The 25,103-nt window shown below is 37.2% G+C and carries 19 protein-coding genes and 2 pseudogenes; 13 read left to right on the top strand and 8 right to left on the bottom strand.

All coding sequences use genetic code 11. The features are described from left to right. Window position 1: 1 nt before the first annotated feature. The 4 genes from mreD to purH are packed head-to-tail and all read right to left on the bottom strand — an operon-like array spanning window position 2 to window position 3,940. Entirely contained in the window at window positions 2–499 is a 498-nt protein-coding gene (gene mreD / locus JCM15092_RS06340) for a rod shape-determining protein MreD (protein WP_024993929.1), read from the bottom strand. Between the two features lie 7 nt (window positions 500–506). Continuing rightward, the gene (gene mreC / locus JCM15092_RS06335) at window positions 507–1,352 is read right to left on the bottom strand and encodes a rod shape-determining protein MreC (protein WP_024993928.1); all 846 of its coding nucleotides are present in this window, start codon (window positions 1,350–1,352) and stop codon (window positions 507–509) included. Window positions 1,353–1,377: 25 nt separating this feature from the next. Further along, window positions 1,378–2,400 (bottom strand): rod shape-determining protein, encoded by a 1,023-nt coding sequence (locus JCM15092_RS06330; protein ID WP_024993927.1) that lies wholly within the window; start codon window positions 2,398–2,400, stop codon window positions 1,378–1,380. A gap of 16 nt (window positions 2,401–2,416) precedes the next feature. Next, the gene (gene purH, locus JCM15092_RS06325; protein WP_024993926.1) at window positions 2,417–3,940 is read right to left on the bottom strand and encodes a bifunctional phosphoribosylaminoimidazolecarboxamide formyltransferase/IMP cyclohydrolase; all 1,524 of its coding nucleotides are present in this window, start codon (window positions 3,938–3,940) and stop codon (window positions 2,417–2,419) included. Between the two features lie 202 nt (window positions 3,941–4,142). Here purH and JCM15092_RS06320 point away from each other — a divergent pair, with 202 nt between their 5' ends. Both JCM15092_RS06320 and JCM15092_RS06315 read left to right on the top strand, forming a co-directional pair. Next, window positions 4,143–6,422 (top strand): inorganic phosphate transporter, encoded by a 2,280-nt coding sequence (locus JCM15092_RS06320; RefSeq protein WP_024993925.1) that lies wholly within the window; start codon window positions 4,143–4,145, stop codon window positions 6,420–6,422. A gap of 273 nt (window positions 6,423–6,695) precedes the next feature. Further along, on the top strand, window positions 6,696–8,210 hold the full coding sequence (locus JCM15092_RS06315; RefSeq protein WP_024993924.1) for an MFS transporter: 1,515 nt from the start codon (window positions 6,696–6,698) through the stop codon (window positions 8,208–8,210). 103 nt (window positions 8,211–8,313) lie between these two features. Here JCM15092_RS06315 and JCM15092_RS06310 read toward each other — a convergent pair whose 3' ends face one another. Beyond that, window positions 8,314–11,649 (bottom strand): AAA domain-containing protein, encoded by a 3,336-nt coding sequence (locus tag JCM15092_RS06310; protein WP_024993923.1) that lies wholly within the window; start codon window positions 11,647–11,649, stop codon window positions 8,314–8,316. 68 nt (window positions 11,650–11,717) lie between these two features. Between JCM15092_RS06310 and JCM15092_RS06305 the strand changes: the two genes are divergently transcribed. After that, window positions 11,718–12,152 carry a DoxX family protein gene (locus tag JCM15092_RS06305; RefSeq protein WP_034541660.1) on the top strand — a complete coding sequence of 145 codons (435 nt, stop codon included), beginning with the start codon at window positions 11,718–11,720 and terminating at the stop codon, window positions 12,150–12,152. Here the strand turns inward: JCM15092_RS06305 and JCM15092_RS06300 are convergent. From JCM15092_RS06300 to JCM15092_RS15215, 3 genes and pseudogenes are all read right to left on the bottom strand, one after another. Beyond that, window positions 12,138–12,773 carry an SGNH/GDSL hydrolase family protein gene (locus JCM15092_RS06300; protein ID WP_024993921.1) on the bottom strand — a complete coding sequence of 212 codons (636 nt, stop codon included), beginning with the start codon at window positions 12,771–12,773 and terminating at the stop codon, window positions 12,138–12,140. The two genes, JCM15092_RS06305 and JCM15092_RS06300, sit on opposite strands and share 15 nt — an antisense overlap. A gap of 67 nt (window positions 12,774–12,840) precedes the next feature. After that, window positions 12,841–15,306 carry a bifunctional UDP-N-acetylmuramoyl-tripeptide:D-alanyl-D-alanine ligase/alanine racemase gene (locus JCM15092_RS06295; protein WP_024993920.1) on the bottom strand — a complete coding sequence of 822 codons (2,466 nt, stop codon included), beginning with the start codon at window positions 15,304–15,306 and terminating at the stop codon, window positions 12,841–12,843. Continuing rightward, window positions 15,273–16,272 (bottom strand): annotated as a pseudogene (locus JCM15092_RS15215) (GSCFA domain-containing protein). Before JCM15092_RS15215 ends, JCM15092_RS06295 begins: the two are co-directional and overlap by 34 nt. A gap of 90 nt (window positions 16,273–16,362) precedes the next feature. On the opposite strand from JCM15092_RS15215, the gene dxs reads away from it, so the two are divergent. The 10 genes and pseudogenes from dxs to nuoK all read left to right on the top strand — a co-directional run bounded on the left by dxs (window position 16,363) and on the right by nuoK (window position 25,087). Further along, the gene (dxs, locus tag JCM15092_RS06285; protein WP_024993919.1) at window positions 16,363–18,261 is read left to right on the top strand and encodes a 1-deoxy-D-xylulose-5-phosphate synthase; all 1,899 of its coding nucleotides are present in this window, start codon (window positions 16,363–16,365) and stop codon (window positions 18,259–18,261) included. A gap of 10 nt (window positions 18,262–18,271) precedes the next feature. Then, window positions 18,272–19,611: pseudogene (gene trkA / locus JCM15092_RS15210) on the top strand (Trk system potassium transporter TrkA). A 58-nt stretch (window positions 19,612–19,669) separates the two neighbouring features. Continuing rightward, complete coding sequence (locus JCM15092_RS06275; protein ID WP_024993918.1) at window positions 19,670–20,041, top strand: hypothetical protein; 372 nt, start codon at window positions 19,670–19,672, stop codon at window positions 20,039–20,041. A 150-nt stretch (window positions 20,042–20,191) separates the two neighbouring features. Beyond that, entirely contained in the window at window positions 20,192–20,542 is a 351-nt protein-coding gene (locus JCM15092_RS06270; RefSeq protein ID WP_024993917.1) for an NADH-quinone oxidoreductase subunit A, read from the top strand. Further along, window positions 20,533–21,138: an NADH-quinone oxidoreductase subunit B gene (locus tag JCM15092_RS06265; protein ID WP_024993916.1), complete on the top strand. Its 606-nt coding sequence runs from the start codon at window positions 20,533–20,535 to the stop codon at window positions 21,136–21,138. The genes JCM15092_RS06270 and JCM15092_RS06265 overlap by 10 nt, the downstream gene beginning before the upstream one ends. Beyond that, window positions 21,125–22,684, top strand: coding sequence for an NADH-quinone oxidoreductase subunit D (locus JCM15092_RS06260; protein WP_024993915.1), 1,560 nt, complete (start codon window positions 21,125–21,127; stop codon window positions 22,682–22,684). Before JCM15092_RS06265 ends, JCM15092_RS06260 begins: the two co-directional genes overlap by 14 nt. Window positions 22,685–22,724: 40 nt before the next feature. Continuing rightward, entirely contained in the window at window positions 22,725–23,801 is a 1,077-nt protein-coding gene (gene nuoH / locus JCM15092_RS06255) for an NADH-quinone oxidoreductase subunit NuoH (protein WP_024993914.1), read from the top strand. A gap of 2 nt (window positions 23,802–23,803) precedes the next feature. Further along, window positions 23,804–24,250 (top strand): NuoI/complex I 23 kDa subunit family protein, encoded by a 447-nt coding sequence (locus JCM15092_RS06250; protein WP_024993913.1) that lies wholly within the window; start codon window positions 23,804–23,806, stop codon window positions 24,248–24,250. Window positions 24,251–24,262: 12 nt separating this feature from the next. Then, window positions 24,263–24,766, top strand: coding sequence for an NADH-quinone oxidoreductase subunit J family protein (locus tag JCM15092_RS06245; RefSeq protein ID WP_024993912.1), 504 nt, complete (start codon window positions 24,263–24,265; stop codon window positions 24,764–24,766). Between the two features lie 12 nt (window positions 24,767–24,778). Continuing rightward, window positions 24,779–25,087, top strand: coding sequence for an NADH-quinone oxidoreductase subunit NuoK (nuoK, locus tag JCM15092_RS06240; protein WP_034541644.1), 309 nt, complete (start codon window positions 24,779–24,781; stop codon window positions 25,085–25,087). The last annotated feature ends 16 nt before the right edge of the window (window positions 25,088–25,103 follow it).

The following is a 25,103-nucleotide window of genomic DNA, read 5'->3' as shown; positions in this document are numbered from 1 at the left end:
GTTATCTCCTCCAGACTGCATCAACGCATAAAATACAAATTGCTGTAGACAAAGTATCTGTTAATATCTTAATTAATAGTTGAATAGGGTCAAAGAAAGAAAAAGAATTCAATAGTTGCAAACAGATACAGAATATAAGAGTTAAGGCAACAATATACTTTATGAAGGAGTTTAATCCCATAGATGATATACCTGGTTCGAAAATCTCATTATTATCATGAAGTGTGAATGAGTTCAATATAGGATTTCTGATAAATGCCAGAAAGGTAGCCGATGCAGTATTTATTCCAGGTGTATTGGTAAATGTATCTATAATAAGTCCTATGAAGAAAGCCCACAGCATCAAAGTATTCTTGCTTGCGTTAGAGCTATATATCAACAAGAAAAATATATATAAAAAAGGGGTTCCATATCCGTATATATGGATATTATTCAGTATTAATACCTGCAACAGTATCAATCCAACAAACAGCCCAACTCTTCTTAAATAAACTATCATTAAACTATTATTTCTGTTCTATCTGGTTTTCTAGTTCAATCTGCTCACTTACATCTTTTCTGGATATGACTCGTACATCATGCAACTTAGCAAAGTCTGTAAACAGTTTCACTTTTAGTTTGAACGACAATCCATCCTGACTATTATTTATATTGTGTACTGTACCGATAGGTAATCCTTTAGGGAATACAGCACTATGTCCACTTGTAACTATAGTATCTCCTACAGATAACTCGGCATGACGTGGCATATCATTTATGAATCCAAACTGAGAAGATCCACCTTCCCATATCATAGCACCAAAATATTCGTTATTTTTAAGTTTACAACTTATGTTACTCTTTGAGTTAAGTATAGGAATTATTATTGAGAAATGCTTTGAAGTAATATATACTATACCCACTACACCTGTACCACCAACAACACCCATTTCACTCTTTATTCCGTCTGCCTCACCTTTGTTTATTGTGATGTAGTTATCATTGAACGTGATGCTATTGTTAATCACATTTGCACCAATTATATCATAATCCATCAGCACATCCTGCTTCATTCTGACTAGCCCAGTACTATCCTGAGTAAGGTCCATAAGTTTGTCACGATAGGTCTGCAGCTGCAAAGAGAGTTCAGTATTTTGTTCTACCAGCTCCTTATTGACAGTTCTTAGGTGAAAGTATCCTGTCAGTTCATTCTGAACCTGATAAACATTCCCAGTAAAATAGTTAGCTGAAGTAAAGAAGGCACTTCCCTGATAACTGTTGAAATGAAATAATAAAGTAAAACTGATTCCTTCTAATAAAATAAAAAGGAACCAGTAATTATACTTTATAAGAAAATTCAATAAATTCTTCATCAAAAATTGAATTTCATTTTCTATATCATCTCATAAGGAAAGAGAATCGATTAACATTCTTCAATGCAACACCCGTTCCTCTTGCTACACTAAGCAACGGATCTTCTGCTATATGGAAAGGTATATTAATTTTATCAGTCAACCTCTTGTCCAATCCTCTCAATAGAGCACCACCACCTGCGAGGTATATTCCATTAAGAACAATATCTGCATACAGTTCAGGAGGAGTCTGCTCCAAAGCACTAAGTATAGCAGTTTCAATTTTAGCAATACTTTTCTCAAGGCAATGAGCTACCTCCTGATAGCATACAGGAACCTCCATAGGAAGAGCTGTAATTCTGTTTGGCCCACGAACGATATAGTCTTCAGGAGCATCATCGCCAAGATCTGTAAGTGCAGCACCTACTTGAATCTTGATTCTTTCGGCCATACGCTCACTTACTTTAACATTATGTTGGCGACTCATATATTCCTGTATATCTGCAGTAAGATCATCACCAGCAATGCGTATAGAGTTGTTAGAAACAATACCACCCAAAGATATAACTGCAATTTCTGTAGAACCACCACCTATATCAACAATCATATTTCCTTCCGGTGCTTCAACATCTATACCTATACCTATGGCAGCAGCCATTGGTTCGAATATCAAGTATACGTCTCTACCTCCAGCATGTTCTGCACTATCACGTACAGCACGGAGTTCCACCTCAGTACTTCCTGAAGGAACGCCTATTACCATTCTTAAAGAAGGAGAGAAGAATCTACGACCCATGTTAACCTTCTTAATAAGCCCGCGCATCATCTGCTCGCAAGCGTTAAAGTCGGCAATTACTCCATCGCGAAGAGGTCTGACGGTACGAATATTAGGGTTTTCCTTTTCGTACATCATCTTTGCTCTTTCACCTACGGCTATCATCTTATCTGTGCGACGGTCTAGTGCTACAACAGAAGGCTCATCAACAACAATTTTTCCATTTGATGTTATAATGGTATTGGCAGTGCCAAGGTCCATTGCGATTTCCTGTGTAAAAGAGAATAATCCCATTTTATTTTTTTCTTAATTAATGTTTGAAATGACGGATTCCGGTAGTCACCATAGCAACGCCATTCTTATTGCAATATTCAAATGTAAGTTCATCTTTTACAGAACCGCCTGGCTGAATAACTGCCTTGATTCCCTCATTATCTGCTATTTCTACACAGTCAGGGAATGGGAAGAAAGCATCACTGGCCATAACTGCACCTCTCAAGTCAAAGTCGAATGATTTCGCCTTATCTATAGCCTGTTTTAAAGCGTCAACTCTAGAAGTCTGACCTACACCACTAGCCAAAAGTTGTTTATTTTTTGCTAGAACTATAGAGTTACTCTTACTATTCTTAACAATCTTGTTTGCAAATAGCATATCAGCAATCTCTCTGCTACTTGGAGCCTTTTCAGTAACCTGTTTTAAGTCTGCTTCAGTCTCTACATCAAGATCTTTCTCTTGAACTAGGACACCATTCAACAGAGAGCGGAACTGCTTCTTAGGCAATTTAGCCTCTTTACGAACAAGGATGATACGATTTTTCTTCTGACCAAGAATCTGAAGTGCATCTACATCATAATCAGGAGCTATGATAACCTCGAAGAAGAGTTTGTTTATCTCCTCAGCTGTCTCTTTATCTATTGCAGCATTAGTTACAAGCACACCACCGAAAGCAGAAACAGGATCACCTGCAAGTGCATCAGTCCATGCTTCAAGTAATGTTGGTCTAGAAGCTAAGCCACAAGCGTTATTATGTTTTAATATTGCAAATGTTATCTCATCAAATTCATCTATCAAATCAACAGCAGCATTTATATCAAGAAGATTGTTATAAGAGATCTCTTTTCCATGAATCTGATCGAACATCTTGTTCAAATCACCATAGAAAAATCCTTTTTGATGAGGATTCTCACCATAGCGAAGTTGCTTCTGATCTTCAAAAGAACAACGGAAAGCAGATCCTTCATCACCATCAAAATGGTTGAAGATTGCTGAATCGTAATGTGAAGAAACAGCGAATGCCTCTTTAGCAAACCAACGTCTCTCCTCCAATGAAGTTACAGCTCCGTGTTCGATAAGCATATCACTAAATGGCTTGTACTGTGCCTGACTAGCTATGATAACTACATCATTATAATTTTTAGCAGCAGCTCTTATTAAAGAGATACCGCCTATATCTATCTTTTCTATGATAGCAGACTCTTCTGCTCCAGATGCAACTGTTGCTTCGAATGGATACAGATCAACTATCACTAAATCAATTTCCGAAATATCATATTTCTCAATCTGTTGCATGTCCTGCTCCAAAGCACGACGACATAATATTCCTCCAAATACCTTAGGGTGCAAAGTTTTTACTCTTCCTCCCAATATAGAAGGATAGCTTGTCAAGTCTTCCACAGCTTTACAAGGGAAGCCCAAAGATTCAATAAACTGTCTTGTTCCACCTGTTGAAAGGAATTCCACTCCTTCTTCATGAAGTTTTGTGATGATTTCATCCAAACCTTCTTTGTGATAAACCGAAATTAATGCGGTTTTAATTCTCTTTGCCTCTGACATATTCTTTTTATTATGTATTTGGAATACAAAGGTATTAAAAAACACCGTATAATTTATAAAGAAAAAAGATGAAATATTATTTTATACATGATATTTATTATTTTACTATATTGTAACAGTTTTGTAATATTTATGACACGTTATTATAACATCCTTGAAATAGTTTTGCATCACTTTAAAAACAAATAGAGAACAAACTTTTATGAGTACAATATTTCTAGGAATTCTGATTTTCCTATTTATTCTTGCTATCATAGACCTGATGGTAGGTGTAAGTAACGACGCTGTGAATTTTCTTAATTCGGCTATTGGTGCAAAAGCAGCCTCTTTTAATAAAATAATGATTGTAGCAGCAGTAGGTATTTTCATTGGCGCTACAATGAGTAATGGAATGATGGATATAGCCAGGCATGGAATTTTTAGACCAGAGAGTTTCCATTTTCAAGAATTGATGTGCATTTTTCTTGCGGTAATGGTCACCGACGTAGTACTACTTGATATCTTTAACAATCTTGGGATGCCAACCTCAACCACAGTTTCAATGGTTTTCGAACTATTAGGAGGGGCATTCGTTCTTGCTTTGATTAAAATTGCAGGAGACTCCACTGGACAACTTGGCTTTGCAGAACTGCTTAACACAGAAAAAGCGCTCTCAGTAATCATGGCAATATTTCTTTCGGTTGCCGTAGCACTCTTCTTTGGTATATTAGTACAATACATCTCACGACTTATCTTCACCTTCAGTTATACAAATAAGCTCAAATATTCTATAGGGCTCTTTGGAGGTATAGCTATCACTTCAATTATATATTTCATGTTGATTAAAGGTGTGAAGGATTCATCTTTCATGACTCCCGAAAATAAACAATGGGTGCAAGACAACACGCTTATGCTTGTTTCAGTATCTTTTGTATTCTTCACTATATTAATGCAGGCTCTTCACTTACTCAAAGTCAACGTATTCAAGGTAGTAGTACTTTTCGGAACTTTTGCACTGGCTATGGCTTTTGCTGGCAATGACCTTGTAAACTTTATCGGTGTACCATTGGCGGGATTCTCTTCATATACAGATTACGTACAGAATGGTAGTGGCGATCCATACAATTTCCTCATGACATCGCTAAACGAACCTGCAAAGACTCCATTTATCTTCTTGCTATTAGCCGGTGCTATTATGGTGGTATCACTGTTCACATCAAAAAAGGCTCACAATGTAATAAAAACATCTGTTGATCTATCAAGACAGGAAGAGGGAGAAGAGATGTTTGGTTCATCAGCTGTTGCCAGAAGCCTTGTTCGTTCAACAATGAACATGTCATCAACTATTTCAAAGTACATACCTGACAGTACAAAACAGTGGGTGGAGAAACGTTTCTCTAAGGAGGTTATGATTATCGAGCCCGGGGCTGCTTTCGACCTTGTTCGTGCCTCAGTGAACCTTGTACTTGCAGGGCTTCTCATCGCTCTTGGCACATCATTAAAATTGCCACTATCAACTACATATGTAACTTTCATGGTAGCTATGGGTACTTCTCTTGCCGACCGTGCTTGGGGACGTGATAGCGCTGTATTCCGCATTACAGGTGTTATTTCGGTTATCGGTGGATGGTTTATTACAGCTGGTGCAGCGTTTACAATATGTGCCATTGTGACTCTTCTTATGTACATAGGTGGCATACCTGTTATGTTCATTATGATTGCAATAGCAATATTCCTTCTTGTCAAAAGCCATATTTCATTCAACAAGAAACAGACTAAAGAGAAGAATTGTAAAGATGAGATATTCACACAGTTAATGACAACGAAAGACAAGGATGAACGTTGGCAACTTCTCAAAGTGCATGTAAAGAACACCCTTGTCAGTGAGATGAACTTCACGATGGAGAACTATAAGCAGATTACTGATGATTTCATAACTGAAGATATAAAGAACCTCAAGAAGTCGCTCAATCGTATAGTTAGTGAAAAAGAGGCATTAAAAAAGACTAGAAGAAAAGAGATAATAGGTCTTCGAAAAATTGACAACTTCCTTGCATTGGAGAAAAACACATGGTTCCACCTTGGTTCCAATAGCTGCGAACAGATGCTATATTGCCTCAAAAGAATAGCCGAGCCATGTAAAGAGCATGTAGACAATAACTTCAAACCTCTTTCAAAAAGAGCTGTTAACGAGTTCTTACCTATCAGGGAGGAGTTGATAAACCTTATGACTCAAGCTATAGATGTTCTTGAGAAATGTGACTTTGAGAGATCTGATGAGATATTATTAAAGGGAGATAATCTTAAGAATAAGATATCAGATATACGGAAATCTCTTATTAACAGAATCCAGGAAGAAGATGTAAATGTTCAAATATCATTGGTATACCTGAATATACTTCAGGAATCACAAGAGCTAGTTAGCATTTGGAGACACCTACTCAGGGCTGGAAAAATGTTTCAGAGTGAGTACCCTAATCTAAAGAACAATATTGAAGAATAAGAGATTTTATTCCTAATCATAACTTAGCGCTTCCACTATCAAAATATAGTGGAAGCGCTTTTCTTCAACCCGTGTGCGATAACAAGTTTTTTCGTGTGCGATAACATAAAATAAATAAAAAATAATAAAATTGTCAATTAAATAGAAGGAAGACCTTTGAATAATAAATAATTGGCCTTATTTTTGGCAAGTTTTATTTCTAACAAGAAAAAGTACCTACCATATTAAATATACGGAAAGGTCTATATAATAATCTAAAATAAATCTATTAAGATGGAAGCACTCCAAAATGGGAATGACAAAATGACCAATTACAGATGGGTTATCTGTTCTATGCTGTTTTTTGCCACTACAGTAAATTACCTTGACCGACAAGTCCTCTCTTTAACATGGGATGAATTTATTAAACCCGAGTTCCATTGGAATGAAAGTCATTACGGAACAATAACATCAATCTTCTCTCTTGTATATGCAGTATGCATGATTTTTGCCGGAAAGTTCATTGACTGGATGGGAACAAAGAAAGGTTATCTTTGGGCTATAGGCATATGGAGTTTAGGTGCTTGTATGCATGCAGGCTGTGGAATATTTACTGAGTATTGGACAGGTATTGGCAGCAAAGCAGCACTTATAGGCGCAACAGGCGATGTAGTAGTTACAATATCGACTGTGAGTATGTATGCTTTCCTAGCTGCTAGATGTATATTGGCACTTGGTGAGTCAGGAAACTTCCCTGCTGCAATTAAAGTTACAGCTGAATATTTCCCTAAGAAAGATAGAGCTTACGCCACATCAATATTCAATGCAGGAGCATCTATTGGAGCACTGATTGCTCCACTTACAATTCCATACCTTGCTAAATTCCTCGGATGGGAAATGGCATTTATCGTAATTGGTGTTTTTGGCTTCGTATGGATGGGACTTTGGGTTTTCATATACTCTACTCCAAGCAAGAGCAAGCATGTTAATAAGGTAGAACTAGAGTATATTGAACAAGATAAAGATGACAATGATACTGTTAAAGAAACAGAGCATAAAGAGAAGTCAATAAGTATTTGGAAAGCTTTCTCATACAAACAGACTTGGTCTTTTGCTATAGGTAAGTTCGCTACAGATGGTGTATGGTGGTTCTTCCTCTTCTGGACTCCGTCATACCTTAGCACACAGTTCAACATAAAGACATCCGAAGGATTAGGCATTGCACTTATATTTACTCTATATGCTATTACAATGCTCTCAATATATGGAGGTAAACTTCCAACTATAATAATTAACAAAACAGGACTTAATCCTTATGCAGCACGTATGCGTGCCATGTTAATATTTGCATTTATTCCACTTCTTGTTCTACTTGCTCAACCACTTGGTACTATTTCTCCATGGTTACCTATTATAATGATAGGACTTGGATGTGCTGCACATCAATCTTGGAGTGCTAATATTTTCTCTACTGTTGGTGATATGTTCCCTAAATCGGCAATCGCAACAGTTACAGGTATTGGTGGTATGGCAGGAGGTATAGGATCTATGATTATGCAATATGTTGCAGGTAACCTATTTGTATATGCAGCAGGAACAACATTGGTAGACGGCCAAGAAGTAGAGATGACTAAGGAGTTGCTAGCACAAGGTGCTACATTTCTACAACCACAAATGGAATTCATGGGATTCTATGGAAAACCTGCAGGTTATTTTATTATCTTCTGTGTATGTGCTGTATCATACCTGATTGGATGGATTATAATGAAGAGTTTGGTTCCAAAATACAAACCTATCGTTTTAGAATAAAATAATAAAATCTATAATACTACTCAATTTTAAAGGTTCAGAATCGTTGTTATTAATTGACGACAATTCTGAACCTTTAATTATATATACAACTTGGCATTATTTATAAGGTTGTTCCTTTAATATAATCTATCAGATTTCTATATATCACATTATTCCGCAATATATCCTCAACTCCGGTTATATATATTCTTCTTCTTGATCTTGTAAGCACCACATTAAGTTTTCTGTCAATCAGATTTCCATTCTCCTCAATTATATTTGGAAGCATTTTAAGTTGATAAAGGTAGTTAACAGAAAAGGAGTATATTATTATATCTCGCTGGCTACCCTGATATCTTTCAACGGTATCGACCGAGATCTCATCTAATTGCGGAATGTCAAGATCGTGAATCTCTTTCCTTATCATAGCTATCTGACTCCTATATGGCGTTATAACACCTATTGAAAGAGAAGGGACAAATCTATCTCCAAGTTCAAAGAATAGCTTCTGAACAATATCAGCAACTATCTTAGCTTCATACTTGTTACTCTTTCCTGAGATTGAGTCAATATCTCGTTGGGAAGGGATGAAGTTCATAGCATTATTTATATTCTCCAACTGGTGTGGCAAACCTACCGGAATCAATTTACCCTCATAAAACTCTTCATTCGGGAAAGCCTCAACCATAGGGTGCATTCTTCCCTGTCGGCAAAGCATATCTATACAATATGAGCAATCACTATTTTTATACTTTGTATATAGTCGCTCGAAGAAAGATTTTTTTAGTGATTCAAAACCTAGTTCTCTTAATGTGTTATCACACACAATGGCGTCATCGTCACTCTGCAGCACTACGGCAGGCAACTGTTTATAATCGCCAATCAATACAAACTTCCCTATAGCATCCCTGCCATCGGAGAACTTTGCCGATAAAATACCTAACAATTGCGGTTCAAGCACCTGTGTAGCCTCATCAATTAAAGCAAGATCAAAGCGCTTAAGTCTGAACAGTTCAGGTTTAGCAGAGATGCTTGCTACCGTGCCTATATATACACGACACTCAGATATAAGCCTTTGAACATCTGCTCTCTTCTGACAGTTGTCAAGCACATTTTCTATAAGAGATCCGCGATATCGTGCATCACACGAAAGTTCGCTACCAACACGTATATATCTTATTTTAGGTGTAATCGACTCTACCGACTGGCATATTTCATCAACAGCCCTATTTGTATATGCCATTATCAGCAACTGTTTTCCACTATTGAAAGCTCTCTCAACTATTGTTTTAAGAGCGCAAGATGTCTTACCTGTTCCAGGAGGTCCTACCAAAAGGAAACAATCTTTTGCAGCCTCTACTTTTAAAGCCACCCTCTCAAAATCATTCGATGAAATGGCTATTTTTTCATCATAAGAATCATCATGTTCTGGTTCTCTTATACCAAGCAACAGTTTACGACGCATTGGATTTGCTTTAATAAACTGTGAAAGTCCGGTATACATAAAGCGAAAAGTAGTATCCATAACATCATGTTCAACTGCATATTTGCTCTCTTGAGGGAAAACTCTGACATTCTTTTGTGAAGCACGAAGGCGTATTGTTATCTTCTCATCATTAATATTCTCAATATTTCCTTTAAATACCATCTTATTGGAAACATTATCGTCATTTGTATTCCTCTCATACAGTACTACGGCATCACCATTTCGGAAATTAGGCAGATACTCCTCTCCATAATCAGGAATTTCTAGTGTAATATGGGCTTTATGCAGTTCAGCAACATGATTATCACTGATTATTAAATCATAAAGAATCTCACCTGCCTCACACTTCTCATCGAGGGATGTGCGCCAAAGAGCAGAAGCCCCTTTCCTTGCACTTTCATACTCTGCATCACCTGACTTTGATGTATATAACTCTTTTGTTATAAAGTTATATAACTGATATAGATATCTCTTCTCAATATCATCAAGTGCTTTTATATCAATATCCAAACTATCAATAGATGGGCGCAGATATCTCTCCCAAAAATGATTTGATAGTTTTTTAATATTAAGAGTAGTTGAGTTAATACCAGAGAGTAATTCGGCAGTATAATCAATATTGTTGTGTAGTTGAGTTCCGTAATCCTGTTGTAAAATAAGGTTTCTTAAGTTTATAATATGTCTGAGCTGAGTCCAAGATGCACGAGCCGGGTAGAGCATCGGATACCTGGAATAAAAAAGATACGGGTGCACTGACCTTCTTGATCTACCCATACTATAATCAAGTACAGCCATATAAAGCAACATTTGAACTCTATTATTCTCTTTCGGCTCAATTTTACCGGGAATAGCATACTCATCAGCCTTACCCGATTTCATCTCTATGAAGCTGCTCATATCACGCTGCATATAGTCTAGTCTTCCCTGAATACCCAATGCCTCACATATATATGAAGGTTCAAGAACGGCATCCTGCTTATCAAGTCTATAACCGGGATCAACAAATGTCTCTTCAACTGTTTTACGGATATTATCAAAATGCAGGCGGCAACTATTAAAGAACTCCTTCTCTTTTATAGGGTCCTTTAGATCATCACATGCAGCAAGTTCAATAGGATATTGTCGGAATGCCATCTTCATGCACTCCAAATAGTCAGGTTCACCATCTTTAGAGTGTATCCACTCATCAAGAAAAAGATTAGCTATATTTCCTAAGAGTAAAGGTCTGGTATTATCAATAGGCATAAGACGACTCAATATATAGTTGCCAGGATGAGACCCATAGTCACGGTAACATTCAGCTAGCGAACTGATATCTATAAGATAATCAGGCTCCACAACAATGAATGAAGGAGTATACTCTCCCTCATCATTCACCTCAACATCAAGAAGGTTGAGTTGTGCAAAGCGCCACAGGTTATCAATACTCTCAGCAAACTCCTCGTTAACGCCTTTGATATTATATCGTACCTTTATATAGTCATCGTCAATACTATCCGATGATCTTACATATAGATATGTTTCATCAGCATAGTCAAAACATACTCTCACCCTCTTTATCTTCTTTGAAGCTACTCTCCTATATTCAGAAGTTGAAGAATATTTGGGTAAGACAGAGAAAAGGTTAAGAGGAATATCTACTTTGAATATCCTCTTTAATGCAAAAGAGACAGCGGATAGGTGACGTAAAAAATCTTCATTTGTAGGTTCCAACCGATGATTAAGAATCTCATTTGAAGTAAGACGGAACGAATGGATATTATTAAATTCAACATTATCCATATTGCTCATGGTTGCAACATAATTCAACCGTGCAGCAAAGTCAGTAGTCTGTAGAGAGGTATCCTTAATCTGTGAGCGGACTGCCCTTTCAAGCAGTTCACGCATCTTTCTATATTTGCGCTCAAGGGTCTGATTTCCTTGATATATATTAAGTAATTCCTGATAATACTCTCTTATCTCTTCGTTCATATAAATTGTTTAAAACAAAATTGTCTATTAAAATGTTATACTTGTATATAACACTAATATTAACAATTATGAATGCATTGTACAAATTTCTTTTCCCTAGTGAAGAGTCCACAAAAACAGTATCAGTAGCGATACTGGCACTAAGATTAGTTTTTGGTCTTTTTATCATTAGCCATGGTTATATGAAATTGACCAGTTTCAGTACATTAGAGCAGAATTTCCCTGATCCTCTCGGTGTAGGTTCTCAGCTTTCTCTTATGCTTGCAATCTTTGCAGAGCTTTTCTGCGGACTTGCATTCACTTTTGGATTTATCACTAGAGTAGTGCTTATACCTCTGATATTTACCATGTTAGTTGCTGTATTTGTGATACATGCTAACGATCCGATGGCAGTTAAAGAACTTGCAATACTATATCTTGCGGTTTTCTGTATCTCTTATATTTCAGGTCCAGGAAGATATTCTGTTGATTATCTAGTAAGAAATAAATTAATTAAGAAGTAAAGCACCTTTAAGTTGCTCTGATATATGTTGCATTCCAACAACAGATGGGTGCCCATTTTTCTTATCAATATTTTTCAACTCTATAAGAGATATTTCATAATGTTTGCAAATATCTTTTATAGAGTTGTTTATCTCCTCTTTAAGCCCATCATTCAGTATATAATATATCTTTATGTTAGGATAGTAGTCAATCATATTTGATAGCAGATATGATAGTGCAGGTCTGAAATTATAGAGATCTTCCTTTGTCCAATCAGAGTACTTAAAATCCCCTATAGGAGAGTTTGCCCAAGAGTCATTTGTTGCACCAAAAATAAAGATTACATCAGGGCACCCAAGTCTTTTCATTCTTGTTATAAACGATCTGTCTGTATAGTCCTCTTTATTATATCCTGTATTACATATTGTAGAGCCAGAATATGAATCATTCACAAGAAGTTTGAAATTATTCTCTTTTACAAACTTATGCCACCATGTCTGGGTTACTTTATCAACATCAGTTAATGAAGGATTTGGAGTCTTCCAATACCATATACTATTTCCATCGGGAATAAAACCCTCGAATGTAGAGTATGAGTCTCCAAGTATAGAGACAGATTTCAGGCTCTGTGCAAATGTCACATTAAATGTCAACAGACAGAGCAATGACAAAAAAAAGTATGCGTGCTTTCATATTAAATTATTATTGTTAATCGTGATAGTATACTCTCTTTACTCTGTTCGATACACTTGTAAGTATCTCGTAAGGTATTGTGCCTAACTTTTCCGCAAGAAGTGTTACAGGAAGATTATCACCGAATATCTCAACTTTATCCCCCTCTTTACAATCAATATCGGTTACATCAATCATACATACATCCATACATATGTTACCAACATAATATGCCTTCTGTCCATTAACCAGGCAATATGCATTGCCATTACCAAGATGACGGTCAACTCCGTCAGCATATCCTATAGGTATAGCTGCTATCCTTGAGTCACGATTAAGTTTTCCCTTTCGGCTATACCCTACAGTCTCCTCTTTAGGTACATCATGAATCTGTAGTATGGTCGTCTTCAGAGTTGATACATTATGCAAAATTTTGTTTGTATAAGGGTCAACTCCATATAGTCCCAAACCTAAGCGGCACATATCAAACTGAGCACCTGGAAATCTCTCAATACCTGCAGTGTTACAGATATGTCTTATTATCTTGTGTGAGAAAGCATCCTGTAGTTCAGTAGATGCCTTCTCAAAAGTCTCAATCTGACGTTTTGTAAATGAGTCAAATTGATCTGAATCACTACCAACAAGGTGTGAGAATACCGAACGAGGTATTACCGCATTCTGAGACTTAAGGCGTCTTATCAACTCAGGAATCTCCTCAGGTATAAAGCCAAGTCTATGCATTCCAGTATCTAGTTTTATATGTATAGGGAAGTTTGTGACTCCCTCTTTTTCTGCAGCTTTTATCAGTTCTTCAAGAAGATTGAAACTATATACCTCAGGTTCTAGTCTATAATCAAACATTGTCTTAAAAGCGCTCAGCTCAGGATTCATAATCATTATAGACGATGTAATTCCTGCTTTTCTTAACTCAGATCCTTCATCAGCCACTGCAACAGCAAGATAGTCCACACGATGGTCCTGTAGAGTCTTAGAAATTTCAAAAGAGCCGGCACCATAAGCAAATGCCTTTACCATACATACCAATTTTGTCTCTGGTTTAAGCTTATTTCTATAGTAGTTAAGATTATCTACTATTGCATTTAGATTTATCTCAAGTATTGTCTCATGAACTTTAAGTTCCAGCAAGTCAGAAATCTCTTCGAAATGGAAGTTTCGTGAACCTTTTATCAGTACGACCTCATTCTTCAAGGATTGAAGCATTTCCGACTCTATTAGTTGCTGTGTATTCTGAAAGAAGTATTTCTCTACATCAAAGCGTGATGAGGCAGCCTGAATATCATCTCCAACACCAATAATCTTATCTATTCCACGACTATGAACAAGTTCTGCTACTTGACGATAAAGCAGCTTACTACTCTGTCCCGTCTGAAACATATCCGATAGTATAAGTGTACGCTTCTTACCCTTGTCATCCGAACGTCTAGACATGAAGTCAAGTGCTATGTCAAGTGAAGCAAGATCTGAATTGTAACTATCATTGATAAGAACACAACCACTCTTTCCCTCTTTAACCTCAAGACGCATTGCTATATGCTCCAGCTTTTCCATTCTTGCAGCTATCACATCCTGTGGTATCATGAAATATAGAGCTATAGAAACACAATGGATTGAATTCTCAATAGATGCATCATCGATAAATGGGATGGTATATTTTCCCGGCATACCGATATAGCGGTATGTTATTGTTGTAGAATTATCACCCTTATCTATTGATTCTATGAATAGAGGACGTTCATTATCCTTTGTACTCCATGCAATCTCTCTTGATGTGAAGAGTGATTTCAGTACTGAGCTGCTGATAAGTTCATTATCTCCATTATAAACTATCACATCACAATCTTTAAATAGTGACAGTTTCTCCATACACTTCTCCTGCATTGAAAAGAAGTTCTCTTGATGAGCACCTCCGATATTGGTAAGTATACCTATAGTTGGACGAATAATATTACGGAGTTCCTCCATCTCACCCATTTCAGAGATTCCGGCTTCGAATATGCCCAACTCAGTATTCTCATTCATCATCCATACCGATAGAGGAACACCAATCTGTGAGTTGTAACTTCTTGGTGAACGTGTAATAACATAATTCTCATTGAGCAACTGATAAAGCCACTCTTTGACTATTGTCTTTCCGTTACTTCCTGTGATACCTATCACTGGAATCTGGAAATTCTCACGATGCTTCTCCGCCAATAGCTGAAGAGCCTTCAATGTATCGTTTACTAATAGAAAATTGCAGTTTGGATAGTTATCTTTTTTTTCTGGAAGAGTACTTACAACAAAGTTGCGTACCCCTTTTTCAAATAATTCATCAATATATTTGTGACCATCATTCCTTTTTGTCTTTAATGCAAAAAAGAGAGTTTCTTCCGGGAAACACACTGAACGGCTGTCTGTAAGAATCCAATCAATATTACTTTCATAACCACCAATCAGTTTAGATTTTATTAGTTTGTTAATGTTTTCAATTGAGCTTGACATTGTTCTATTTCTTTATTTATTTCAAAATAAGGGTACTTTTCTTTAATTCGGTTTATATTTAACACTATTTGCGTTAAAAAATTTATGATAAGAAGGTGATGCAGGGTCGAAAGGACGATGGTTTAAAGCCTTTTCAATACCACTCCACTCCTCAACTATTTTTTTTGTCAATTCAGAGAAGAATGTCTCCGAAAATTTCATCCATATATATTCAACAGCAAGAGATGACGGATGCACCATATCATCGGCATAGAATCTATAATCTCTCAGTTCATCCATCATTATCTCATAAGATGGAAAATAGAATATATTATCCCTCATCTCACAAAGTTTTTCTGCAGCAAGCAGCAAAACAGACTTGCTTATCTGATTACCATGCAATCCATCTTTTATATGGCGTATAGGGCTTATTGTCAAAATAATTTTAAGATCTGGATTCTTTTCTCTTAATCTGTCAATCATGGCTACATACCCGTCAACAATTTCATCACCATCAAGTCTTACTCTGTTGAAGAGAGAATCTTTCTGCTTGTGGCAGTTTCCCACAACAAACGGCTCTTTATAATCGGACAGATAGTATGCATAGGCAGTGCCCCAGGTAATTATTATAAAATCGAGGTTATTAAGATTTTCATGAGACTGTGCAATCCTACTGTTTATATTCTCGCAGCACTCATTAACATTAGCTGAAGAGAATGAGCTATGATGCATCCAACTATGCCACTGTCTTCCATCATACTGCAGATCATCAGCTGTATAGGTCTTATTTTGGTATATTTCTTCTAACGCCTGGAGTATGGAGAGTGGATTGTAAAGAATGCCAAAAGGATTAATATCACATCTAAACTTTTTAGAGGAAAGAATTTCTCCCATGTTCTGAGCGAAGCATGATCCTAAGACCATAATTCTGTCAAAATGATTAATTTCTTTAGTTCTAGGCATCTCTACCCTTGTGATAAGCTCCATATCCACTCTATAAGGTATAAATTTTAAAACAAAAGTAATCTATTACATATTAATATTACTATTTTTGCACGATATTTATTTAGTAAAAGGATGAAAGAAAACACTTCATATAGTTTGTTGAACAGCATCAACAACCCTAAAGATTTGAGAAAGCTAAAAACATCTGAACTTCCTCTGGTTTGTAAAGAGCTACGAGATAAGATCATAGATGAACTTTCATGCAATCCCGGCCACTTTGGTTCGAGCTTAGGTGTTGTTGAACTTACTGTTGCTCTTCATTATGTTTTCAACACTCCAATCGACAGACTTGTTTGGGATGTTGGACACCAGGCATATGGACATAAGATCTTGACTGGTAGAAGAGATAATTTCTGCACAAACAGAAAACTTAACGGTCTTACTCCATTCCCTTCACCATCCGAAAGTGAATATGATACTTTCACTTGCGGACATGCATCAAACTCTATATCTGCAGCTCTAGGTATGGCGGTAGCTGCTAAAATGCACAATGAGAATGGTCGTCATGTTGTTGCTATCATTGGAGATGGCTCTATGAGTGGTGGTTTGGCTTTTGAAGGTCTTAACAATGTATCATCCTCTCCAAACAACCTACTTATTATTCTTAATGACAATAATATGGCCATCGACAGAAGTGTCGGTGGTATGAAACAATATCTCCTGAATCTTCAGACCTCTTCATGCTACAATAAAATAAGGTTTAATTTATCCAATATGTTCCTTAAATGGGGTATACTGAATGAAGAGAGAAGGAAAAGTCTTATCCGATTCAATAACAGTCTAAAATCTATGCTCTATCAGCAACAGAACATATTTGAAGGTATGAACATCAGATATTTCGGACCAATCGACGGGCATGACGTAATTAACCTTACAAAGGTCCTTAATGATATTAAAGATATGAAGGGACCAAAACTACTTCATATACATACCAAAAAAGGAAAAGGCTTCGCTCCTGCTGAAGAAGCAGCTACAATATGGCATGCCCCGGGTATATTCGACAAAGAGACCGGTGAGAGAATTGTAAAGGACACAAATGGTATTCCACCTCTTTTCCAAGATGTTTTCGGGAATACACTCCTTGAGCTGGCAGAACAGAATGATAAGATTGTCGGAGTTACTCCTGCAATGCCTTCCGGCTGTTCCATGAATATAATGATGAAGGCAATACCGGAAAGAGTTTTCGACGTTGGTATAGCAGAGGGACATGCTGTTACATTCTCTGGAGGTATGGCCAAAGATGGATTACTACCTTTCTGTAATATCTATTCATCATTCATGCAGAGAGCTTACGACAACGTTATACATGATGTAGCTATACAAAAACTGAATGTAGTGCTATGCCTTGACAGAGCAGGACTGGTAGGAGAAGACGGGCCTACACATCATGGAGCATTTGACCTTGCTTATATGCGCCCTATTCCCAACATCACCATAGCATCTCCTATGGATGAACACGAGTTAAGAAAACTCATGTACACTGCCCAATTTCCTAACATGGGACCATTCGTGATAAGATATCCACGAGGAAGAGGTGTACTTGTAGATTGGGAATGTCCTCTGGAAATAGTCGAGATAGGAAAAGGAAGAATTATCAAAGAGGGAAAAGATATTGCAGTAATAACTTTAGGGCCTATAGGAAATGTTGCCAAAAGAGCTATTGCAAAAGCTGAGCAGCAGAGTGGAAAGAGTATAGCCTTATACGACTTGCGCTTCTTAAAACCTCTGGACGAAGATATGCTGAATTGTATAGGTAAGAACTTTAAAAAGATTCTTACTATAGAAGATGGTGTAAGGAAAGGAGGAATGGGATCTGCCATTCTTGAATTCATGTCTGATAACGGATACAATCCTGTTATTAAGAGAATTGGATTACCTGATAACTTTGTACAACACGGTAATATTACTCAACTACATGAAATTTGCGGACTTGATGAAGATAGTATCTGCGAAGATTTGTTGAGTCTATAAATATGGTGAAATGAAAATAATTATCGCTGGTGCAGGAGCTGTTGGAACGCATCTTGCTAAACTACTATCAAGAGAGAAACAAGACATTGTCCTAATGGATGAAGATGAAGACAAATTGGGAAGAATTGATTCCAATTTCGACTTGATGACAGTATGCGCTTCACCAACATCTATAGAAGGGTTAGAAAGTGCCGGAGTAGCCGGAGCTGACCTTTTCATCGGAGTTACTCCCGAAGAAGTAGAAATATGACTGCCTGTATGCTTGCTACAAATCTTGGAGCAAAGAAGACTGTGGCACGAATAGATAATAATGAATACCTTCAACCAGATCATAAGGAATTCTTCGCTAAACTAGGAGTGAACTCACTTATCTATCCTGAGATGCTTGCTGCAAAAGATATTGTAGATGCAGTAAAGATGAGCTGGATACGACAGTGGTGGGAGTTCTGCGGCGGTGCATTAGTCCTTATTGGAGCAAAGATGAGGGAAACAGCCGAAATTCTCAATGTTCCTCTTCATGAGATTGGTGGAAAGAATATACCATTCCATGTCGTTGCTATAAAAAGAGGTAGCGAGACTATAATACCGAGAGGTGATGATACCATAAAGCTATATGACATTGTATATTTTACTACCACAAAGAAATATATTCCATACATACGAAAGATTGCTGGCAAAGAGAACTATGCTGATGTTAAGACGGTGATTATTATGGGTGGAAGCCGAATAGCTGTAAAGACAACTCAGTTTGTTCCCGACTACATGGAGGTGAAGATTATCGAGAGCGATATAAACAGATGCAACAGACTTACGGAGTTGGTCGATGATAAGGTGATGATTATTAATGGTGACGGTAGAGACCTTGAGTTACTTGAAGAAGAGGGACTAAGAAACACTGATGCTTTTGTTGCTCTTACAGGTAATTCTGAAACGAACATATTGGCTTGCCTTGCTGCAAAGCGTATGGGAGTTAGTAAAACTGTTGCCGAGGTAGAAAATATTGACTACATAGGCATGGCAGAGAGTCTTGATATCGGTACAGTAATAAACAAGAAACTTATTGCGGCAAGCCATATCTACCAGATGATGCTCGATGCAGATGTATCAAATGTAAAATGTCTCACCTTTGCTGACGCCGATGTAGCTGAATTTACTGTAAAAGAGGGATCAAGGATTACAAAAGACTCTATAAAGAATATGGGGCTTCCTAAAGGAATCACAATTGGAGGACTTATCAGGAATGGTAACGGTATACTTGTAACAGGAAATACCACAATACTTCCTGGAGACCATGTAGTGGTATTCTGTTTGGGATTTATGATTAAAAAAGCAGAGAAATTCTTTAATTAATTTTTTTGATATTTATAATACTTATTTTTATATCTTTGCACCGCATTTTAAACCTATAATGGAAAAACTTCTAAAATTTTTTGTCTATGTGTCACTATTTGTGCTTATTTTGACGATAAGCAAGAGTGAGATGTCAACATCTTATACAGCAGTTGATGTCCACGAGACGAACTATAGCCAGAAGAATACGCCACGAGAAAAAACAATAGACTTCCTTTTAGCTAATCATTTCTTTGAAGTTTTACAAGCCGTTGGAAGCAATACGATTATCAAGGCCTGCAAGTCTAAAAGCCTTTTCTCAAATATTACCAGTGAAAATTTCGGAAACATACATACAGATAACAGATTGCTTACAGCCCAAATTGTAAGCAATCTATTTTTGTTTAAAGACTCCCACTATATATTCAAGCTCCGGAAGATTATAATTTAAACGATCAGCCTTATCATGTCAAAACTTTTCAATTTTTTCGGATATTACAACCTGTTACACAAGCACATATATGCTGATATAACAAACCAAATAAACTATTCGATAATCATTGTAGATAAATAATAATAATCAATATAAAATCTATTACGCATGTATTTTACATTATTAATTGTCGTAATACTTACGGCAATAGCAATGGTTGCAGTAGCACTTGGAATTGCACGAGCCATATCTCCGCGTTCATATAATGCCCAAAAAGGTGAAGCATATGAATGTGGTATGCCTACAAGAGGTCAATCATGGATGCAGTTCAAAGTGGGATATTACCTCTTTGCAATCCTATTCCTTATGTTTGATGTGGAGACTGTTTTTCTTTTCCCTTGGGCTGTAGTGGTACAGGAATTGGGAGTGTATGGACTTATAAGCATTCTGTTCTTCTTACTAGTATTAGTATTAGGACTTGCTTATGCATGGAAGAAAGGAGCACTTGAATGGAAATAAAGAAACCAAAAATAAAATCTATCCAGTATGAAGAATTCAAAGACAATGAATCTCTGGAGAACATGGTCAAAGAGCTCAACGAGAATGGCTCAAATGTTATTGTCGGAGTACTCGATGATGTCATTAACTGGGGAAGAAGTAATTCTCTCTGGTCACTTACATTCGCAACAAGCTGTTGCGGTATTGAGTTCATGGCAATCGGTGCTGCAAGGTATGACTTTGCACGTTTCGGATTTGAAGTAACAAGAGCTAGTCCACGACAGGCCGACTTGATTATGGTTGCAGGAACTATAACTGATAAAATGGCACCGGTACTAAAGAGACTATATGATCAGATGGCTGATCCTAAATATGTAGTAGCTGTTGGAGGTTGTGCCATTTCAGGAGGGCCTTTCAAGAAATCATATCATGTACTCAACGGAGTAGACAAAATATTGCCAGTAGATGTATACATACCAGGATGCCCTCCAAGACCTGAAGCATTGCTATATGGAATGATACAATTGCAGAGAAAGGTGAAAGTAGAGAAATTTTTTGGAGGTGTTAATAAAAAAGAGGAAAAACCAAAAAACAAAGTAAACGATGGACAAGATTAATGAGATAGAAGCTGCTGCTTTACACGACGAAATGCTTCGTCTTAAGGAAGAAAAGCACATGGACTTCCTTAGAAGTCTTACCGGAGTTGACTGGCAAGAGAATGGACTTGGCGTAGTCTATCACCTTGAAAATAGTGAGACTCAAGAGACTATTACTATTAAGTGTGTCGCTCCTAACAGAGAGAAACCTGAGATACCAACTGTATCTGATATATGGAAAGGTGCTGATTTCAACGAAAGAGAAGTATACGATTTCTTAGGAATCGTATTTATCGGTCATCCTGATATGCGTCGCCTATATCTTCGTGATGATTGGGTCGGATATCCTTTGAAAAAAGATTATGACGATAGCCTCAATCCACTACGAATGACAAACGAGGAGACAGTTGACTCAACTAAATACATGGAAGAGCAGCCTGATGGTAGTGTCATTGAGAAGAGACAGGCTATATTCGATGAAGATGAATATATCATTAACATTGGACCTCAGCACCCTGCTACTCATGGTGTATTAAGATTCCGCGTCGCTTTAGAGGGTGAAATTATCAAGAAACTTGATGTTCACTGCGGATATATACACAGAGGTATAGAGAAAATGTGCGAAAGTCTTACTTACCAACAAACCTTAGCTCTTACTGATAGATTAGACTATCTTGGAGCACACCAAAACAGACATGCTCTTTGTATGTGTGTAGAAAAGGCTATGGGAGTAGAGGTTAGTGAGAGAGTACAATATATCCGTACTATTATGGATGAGTTGCAGAGAATTGACTCACATCTACTATTCTTCTCATGTCTATGTATGGACCTTGGAGCATTGACAGCCTTCTTATATGGATTCCGCGACAGAGAGAAGATACTCGATATATTCGAATATACTACAGGAGGACGACTCATACAGAACTACAACACTATTGGTGGAGTTCAAGCTGATATCGCACCTGACTTCGTTGAGAAAGTTAAGAGTTTCCTTACTTATCTGCGTCCTATGCTTAAGGAGTACAACGATGTCTTTACTGGAAATATCATTGCCCAACAGCGTATGAAGGGTGTAGGTCTATTGAGCAAAGAAGATGCTATCTCTTTCGGAGCTACCGGAGGTACAGGTAGAGCAAGTGGATGGGCTTGTGATGTTAGAAAACGTCATCCATATGCTATGTACGATAAAGTTGACTTCAAACAGATAGTTAGAACTGAAGGAGATTCATATGCAAGATATTTGGTAAGAATTGATGAAATTGTAGAGAGTATGAGAATTATTGAACAACTCATCGATAATATTCCTGCAGGAGAATATCAACAGAAAATGAAACCTATCATCAAGGTTCCGGAAGGTATATACTACTCTGCGGTTGAGGGTAGCCGTGGTGAGTTCGGTGTATTCCTTGAGAGTCACGGTGAGAAATATCCATACAGACTTAAGTTCCGTTCTACAGGTTTACCTCTAGTATCAGCAATGGAAACAATGAGTCGTGGAGCTAAGATTGCCGATTTAATCGCAATTGGTGGAACAGTGGATTATGTTGTGCCTGATATTGACCGATAGTTTTTTCAAATAATATTAAGATATAACAAGATATTCAATCATGTTTGATTTTAGCATAATAACCCAGTGGATACATTCACTACTTTGCACATATATGCCTGAGCAGCTTGCAATTTTCCTTGAATGTGTACTGATTGGAGTAATAATATTGCTTGCATATGCCATTATAGCCATTATAATGATCTATATGGAGAGAAAAGTGTGTGCAGCATTTCAATGCCGTCTTGGTCCTACCAGAGTAGGTCCTTACGGTACTATACAGGTTTTTGCAGACGTATTAAAGATGCTTATAAAAGAGATTATCGAGATTCGTCATGCAGATAAGTTCCTATATAACCTTGCACCATACATAGTTATCATATCATCTATTCTGGCTTTCAGCTGTCTGCCTATAAGCAAAGGCTTGGAGGTACTTGATTTCAACGTAGGTATATTCTTCCTTATGGCTGCATCAAGTATAGGTGTTGTAGGTATACTACTTGCAGGTTGGAGTTCCAACAACAAGTACTCACTTATCGGCGCAATGCGAAGTGGTGCACAGATGATCAGTTATGAATTGTCTGTAGGTCTGAGTCTACTTACCATGGTAGTACTGACAGATACTATGCAGCTATCTGAGATAGTAGAGCAACAGGCTGACGGATGGTTTATTTTCAAAGGACATATTCCGGCACTTATAGCATTTGTAATCTATCTTATAGCAGGAAATGCAGAGGTAAACAGAGGACCTTTCGACTTACCAGAAGCAGAGAGTGAGCTTACAGCAGGTTATCACACAGAGTACTCAGGTATGCATTTCGGTTTCTTCTATGTTGCCGAGTTTGTAAACCTCTTTATCATTTCCGGAATAGCCGCTACCATATTCTTTGGTGGATGGATGCCACTTCATATCGCTGGCCTTGATGGTTTCAATGCAGTCATGGACTATATACCAGGATTTGTTTGGTTCTTTGGAAAAGCATTCTTTGTAGTGTTCTTACTTATGTGGATAAAGTGGACATTCCCACGTCTTCGTATAGACCAGATTCTTACTTTGGAATGGAAATACCTTGTGCCTATAGGTCTATTTAACCTACTGCTCATGGTAATTATTGTAGTATTTAATTTGCATTTTTAATTATGGAAGAACAATCATATATTAAAGGTATTATACACGGAGTAAGTACTTTACTCATAGGTATGAAGACTACCATTAAGGAGTTCTTCACTAAGAAAGTAACTGAACAGTATCCTGAGAACAGAGCTACACTTGAAATATCTCCACGCTTCCGCGGAATGTTGGTAATGCCATCAGATGAGAATGGCAACAATAAGTGTGTTGCCTGCGGATTATGTCAGATGAACTGCCCTAATGACACGATATCAATTACAAGCGAGACTATCACTGATGAGGAAACAGGCAAGAAAAAGAAAGTACTTGTTAAATATGAGTACGACTTAGGTTCATGCATGTTTTGCCAAATCTGTGTCAACGTTTGCCCTCATGATGCCATTGAATTCGATACCGAATTTGAGAATTCAGTCTTCGACCGTTCCAAACTGTTATTGACTCTGAATAAAAAATAAAACAAAGATATTATGACACTACAAATTATTGTATTCATTGTAATTGCACTTTTTATTGGTGTATGTTCCGTTCTTTCGGTGACTACTTCAAGAATATTGCGTGCAGCTACATACCTTCTCTTTGTGCTTTTCGGTACAGCAGCGATATATTTCCAGCTGAACTATGCATTTTTGGGAGCTGTACAGCTACTAATATATGCAGGAGGTATCACAGTACTTTATGTATTCAGTATACTTCTTACCTCAGCACAGGGAGACAAAGCAGAGAAGTTAAAGAACAGCAAAGTGGCAGCAGGATTCTTATCCACACTAGCTGGTTTAGGTATTTGCCTCTTTGTTATTCTAAAGAACGACTTTATTGAACCAAGTTTCCAACCAGGAGAGCTTGATGTAAAGACTATAGGATATACATTGATGGGAATGGAAAAATACCAATATGTATTACCATTTGAAGTGATAAGTATTCTCCTTCTGGCTTGTATAGTTGGAGGAGTTATGATAGCACGTAAACGTTAAAAGAGAGAGATTATGGTACCAATGGAATATTATCTAATACTCTCCACATTCATGATGTTTGTGGGAATATATGGCTTTTTCACAAGAAAAAACATACTTGCAATACTTATCAGCGTTGAGCTTATTCTCAACTCGGTAGATATTAACTTTGCTGTATTCAACCGTTTCCTATTTCCTGACAAACTGGAAGGACACTTCTTTGCACTATTTGCAATAGGAGTCAGTGCGGCTGAGACTGCAGTAGCGATCGCGATAATCATCAATATATACCGTAACATACGGAATATACAGATAAAGAATATTAACGAAATGAAGGGATAACAATCACTTCACTAGA

The organism is Phocaeicola paurosaccharolyticus JCM 15092 (assembly GCF_000613805.1).
Lineage (GTDB): Bacteria > Bacteroidota > Bacteroidia > Bacteroidales > Bacteroidaceae > Phocaeicola > Phocaeicola paurosaccharolyticus.
The sequence above is the reverse complement of the archived record's forward strand: the minus strand, read 5'-3'. Positions and strand labels throughout refer to the sequence as shown.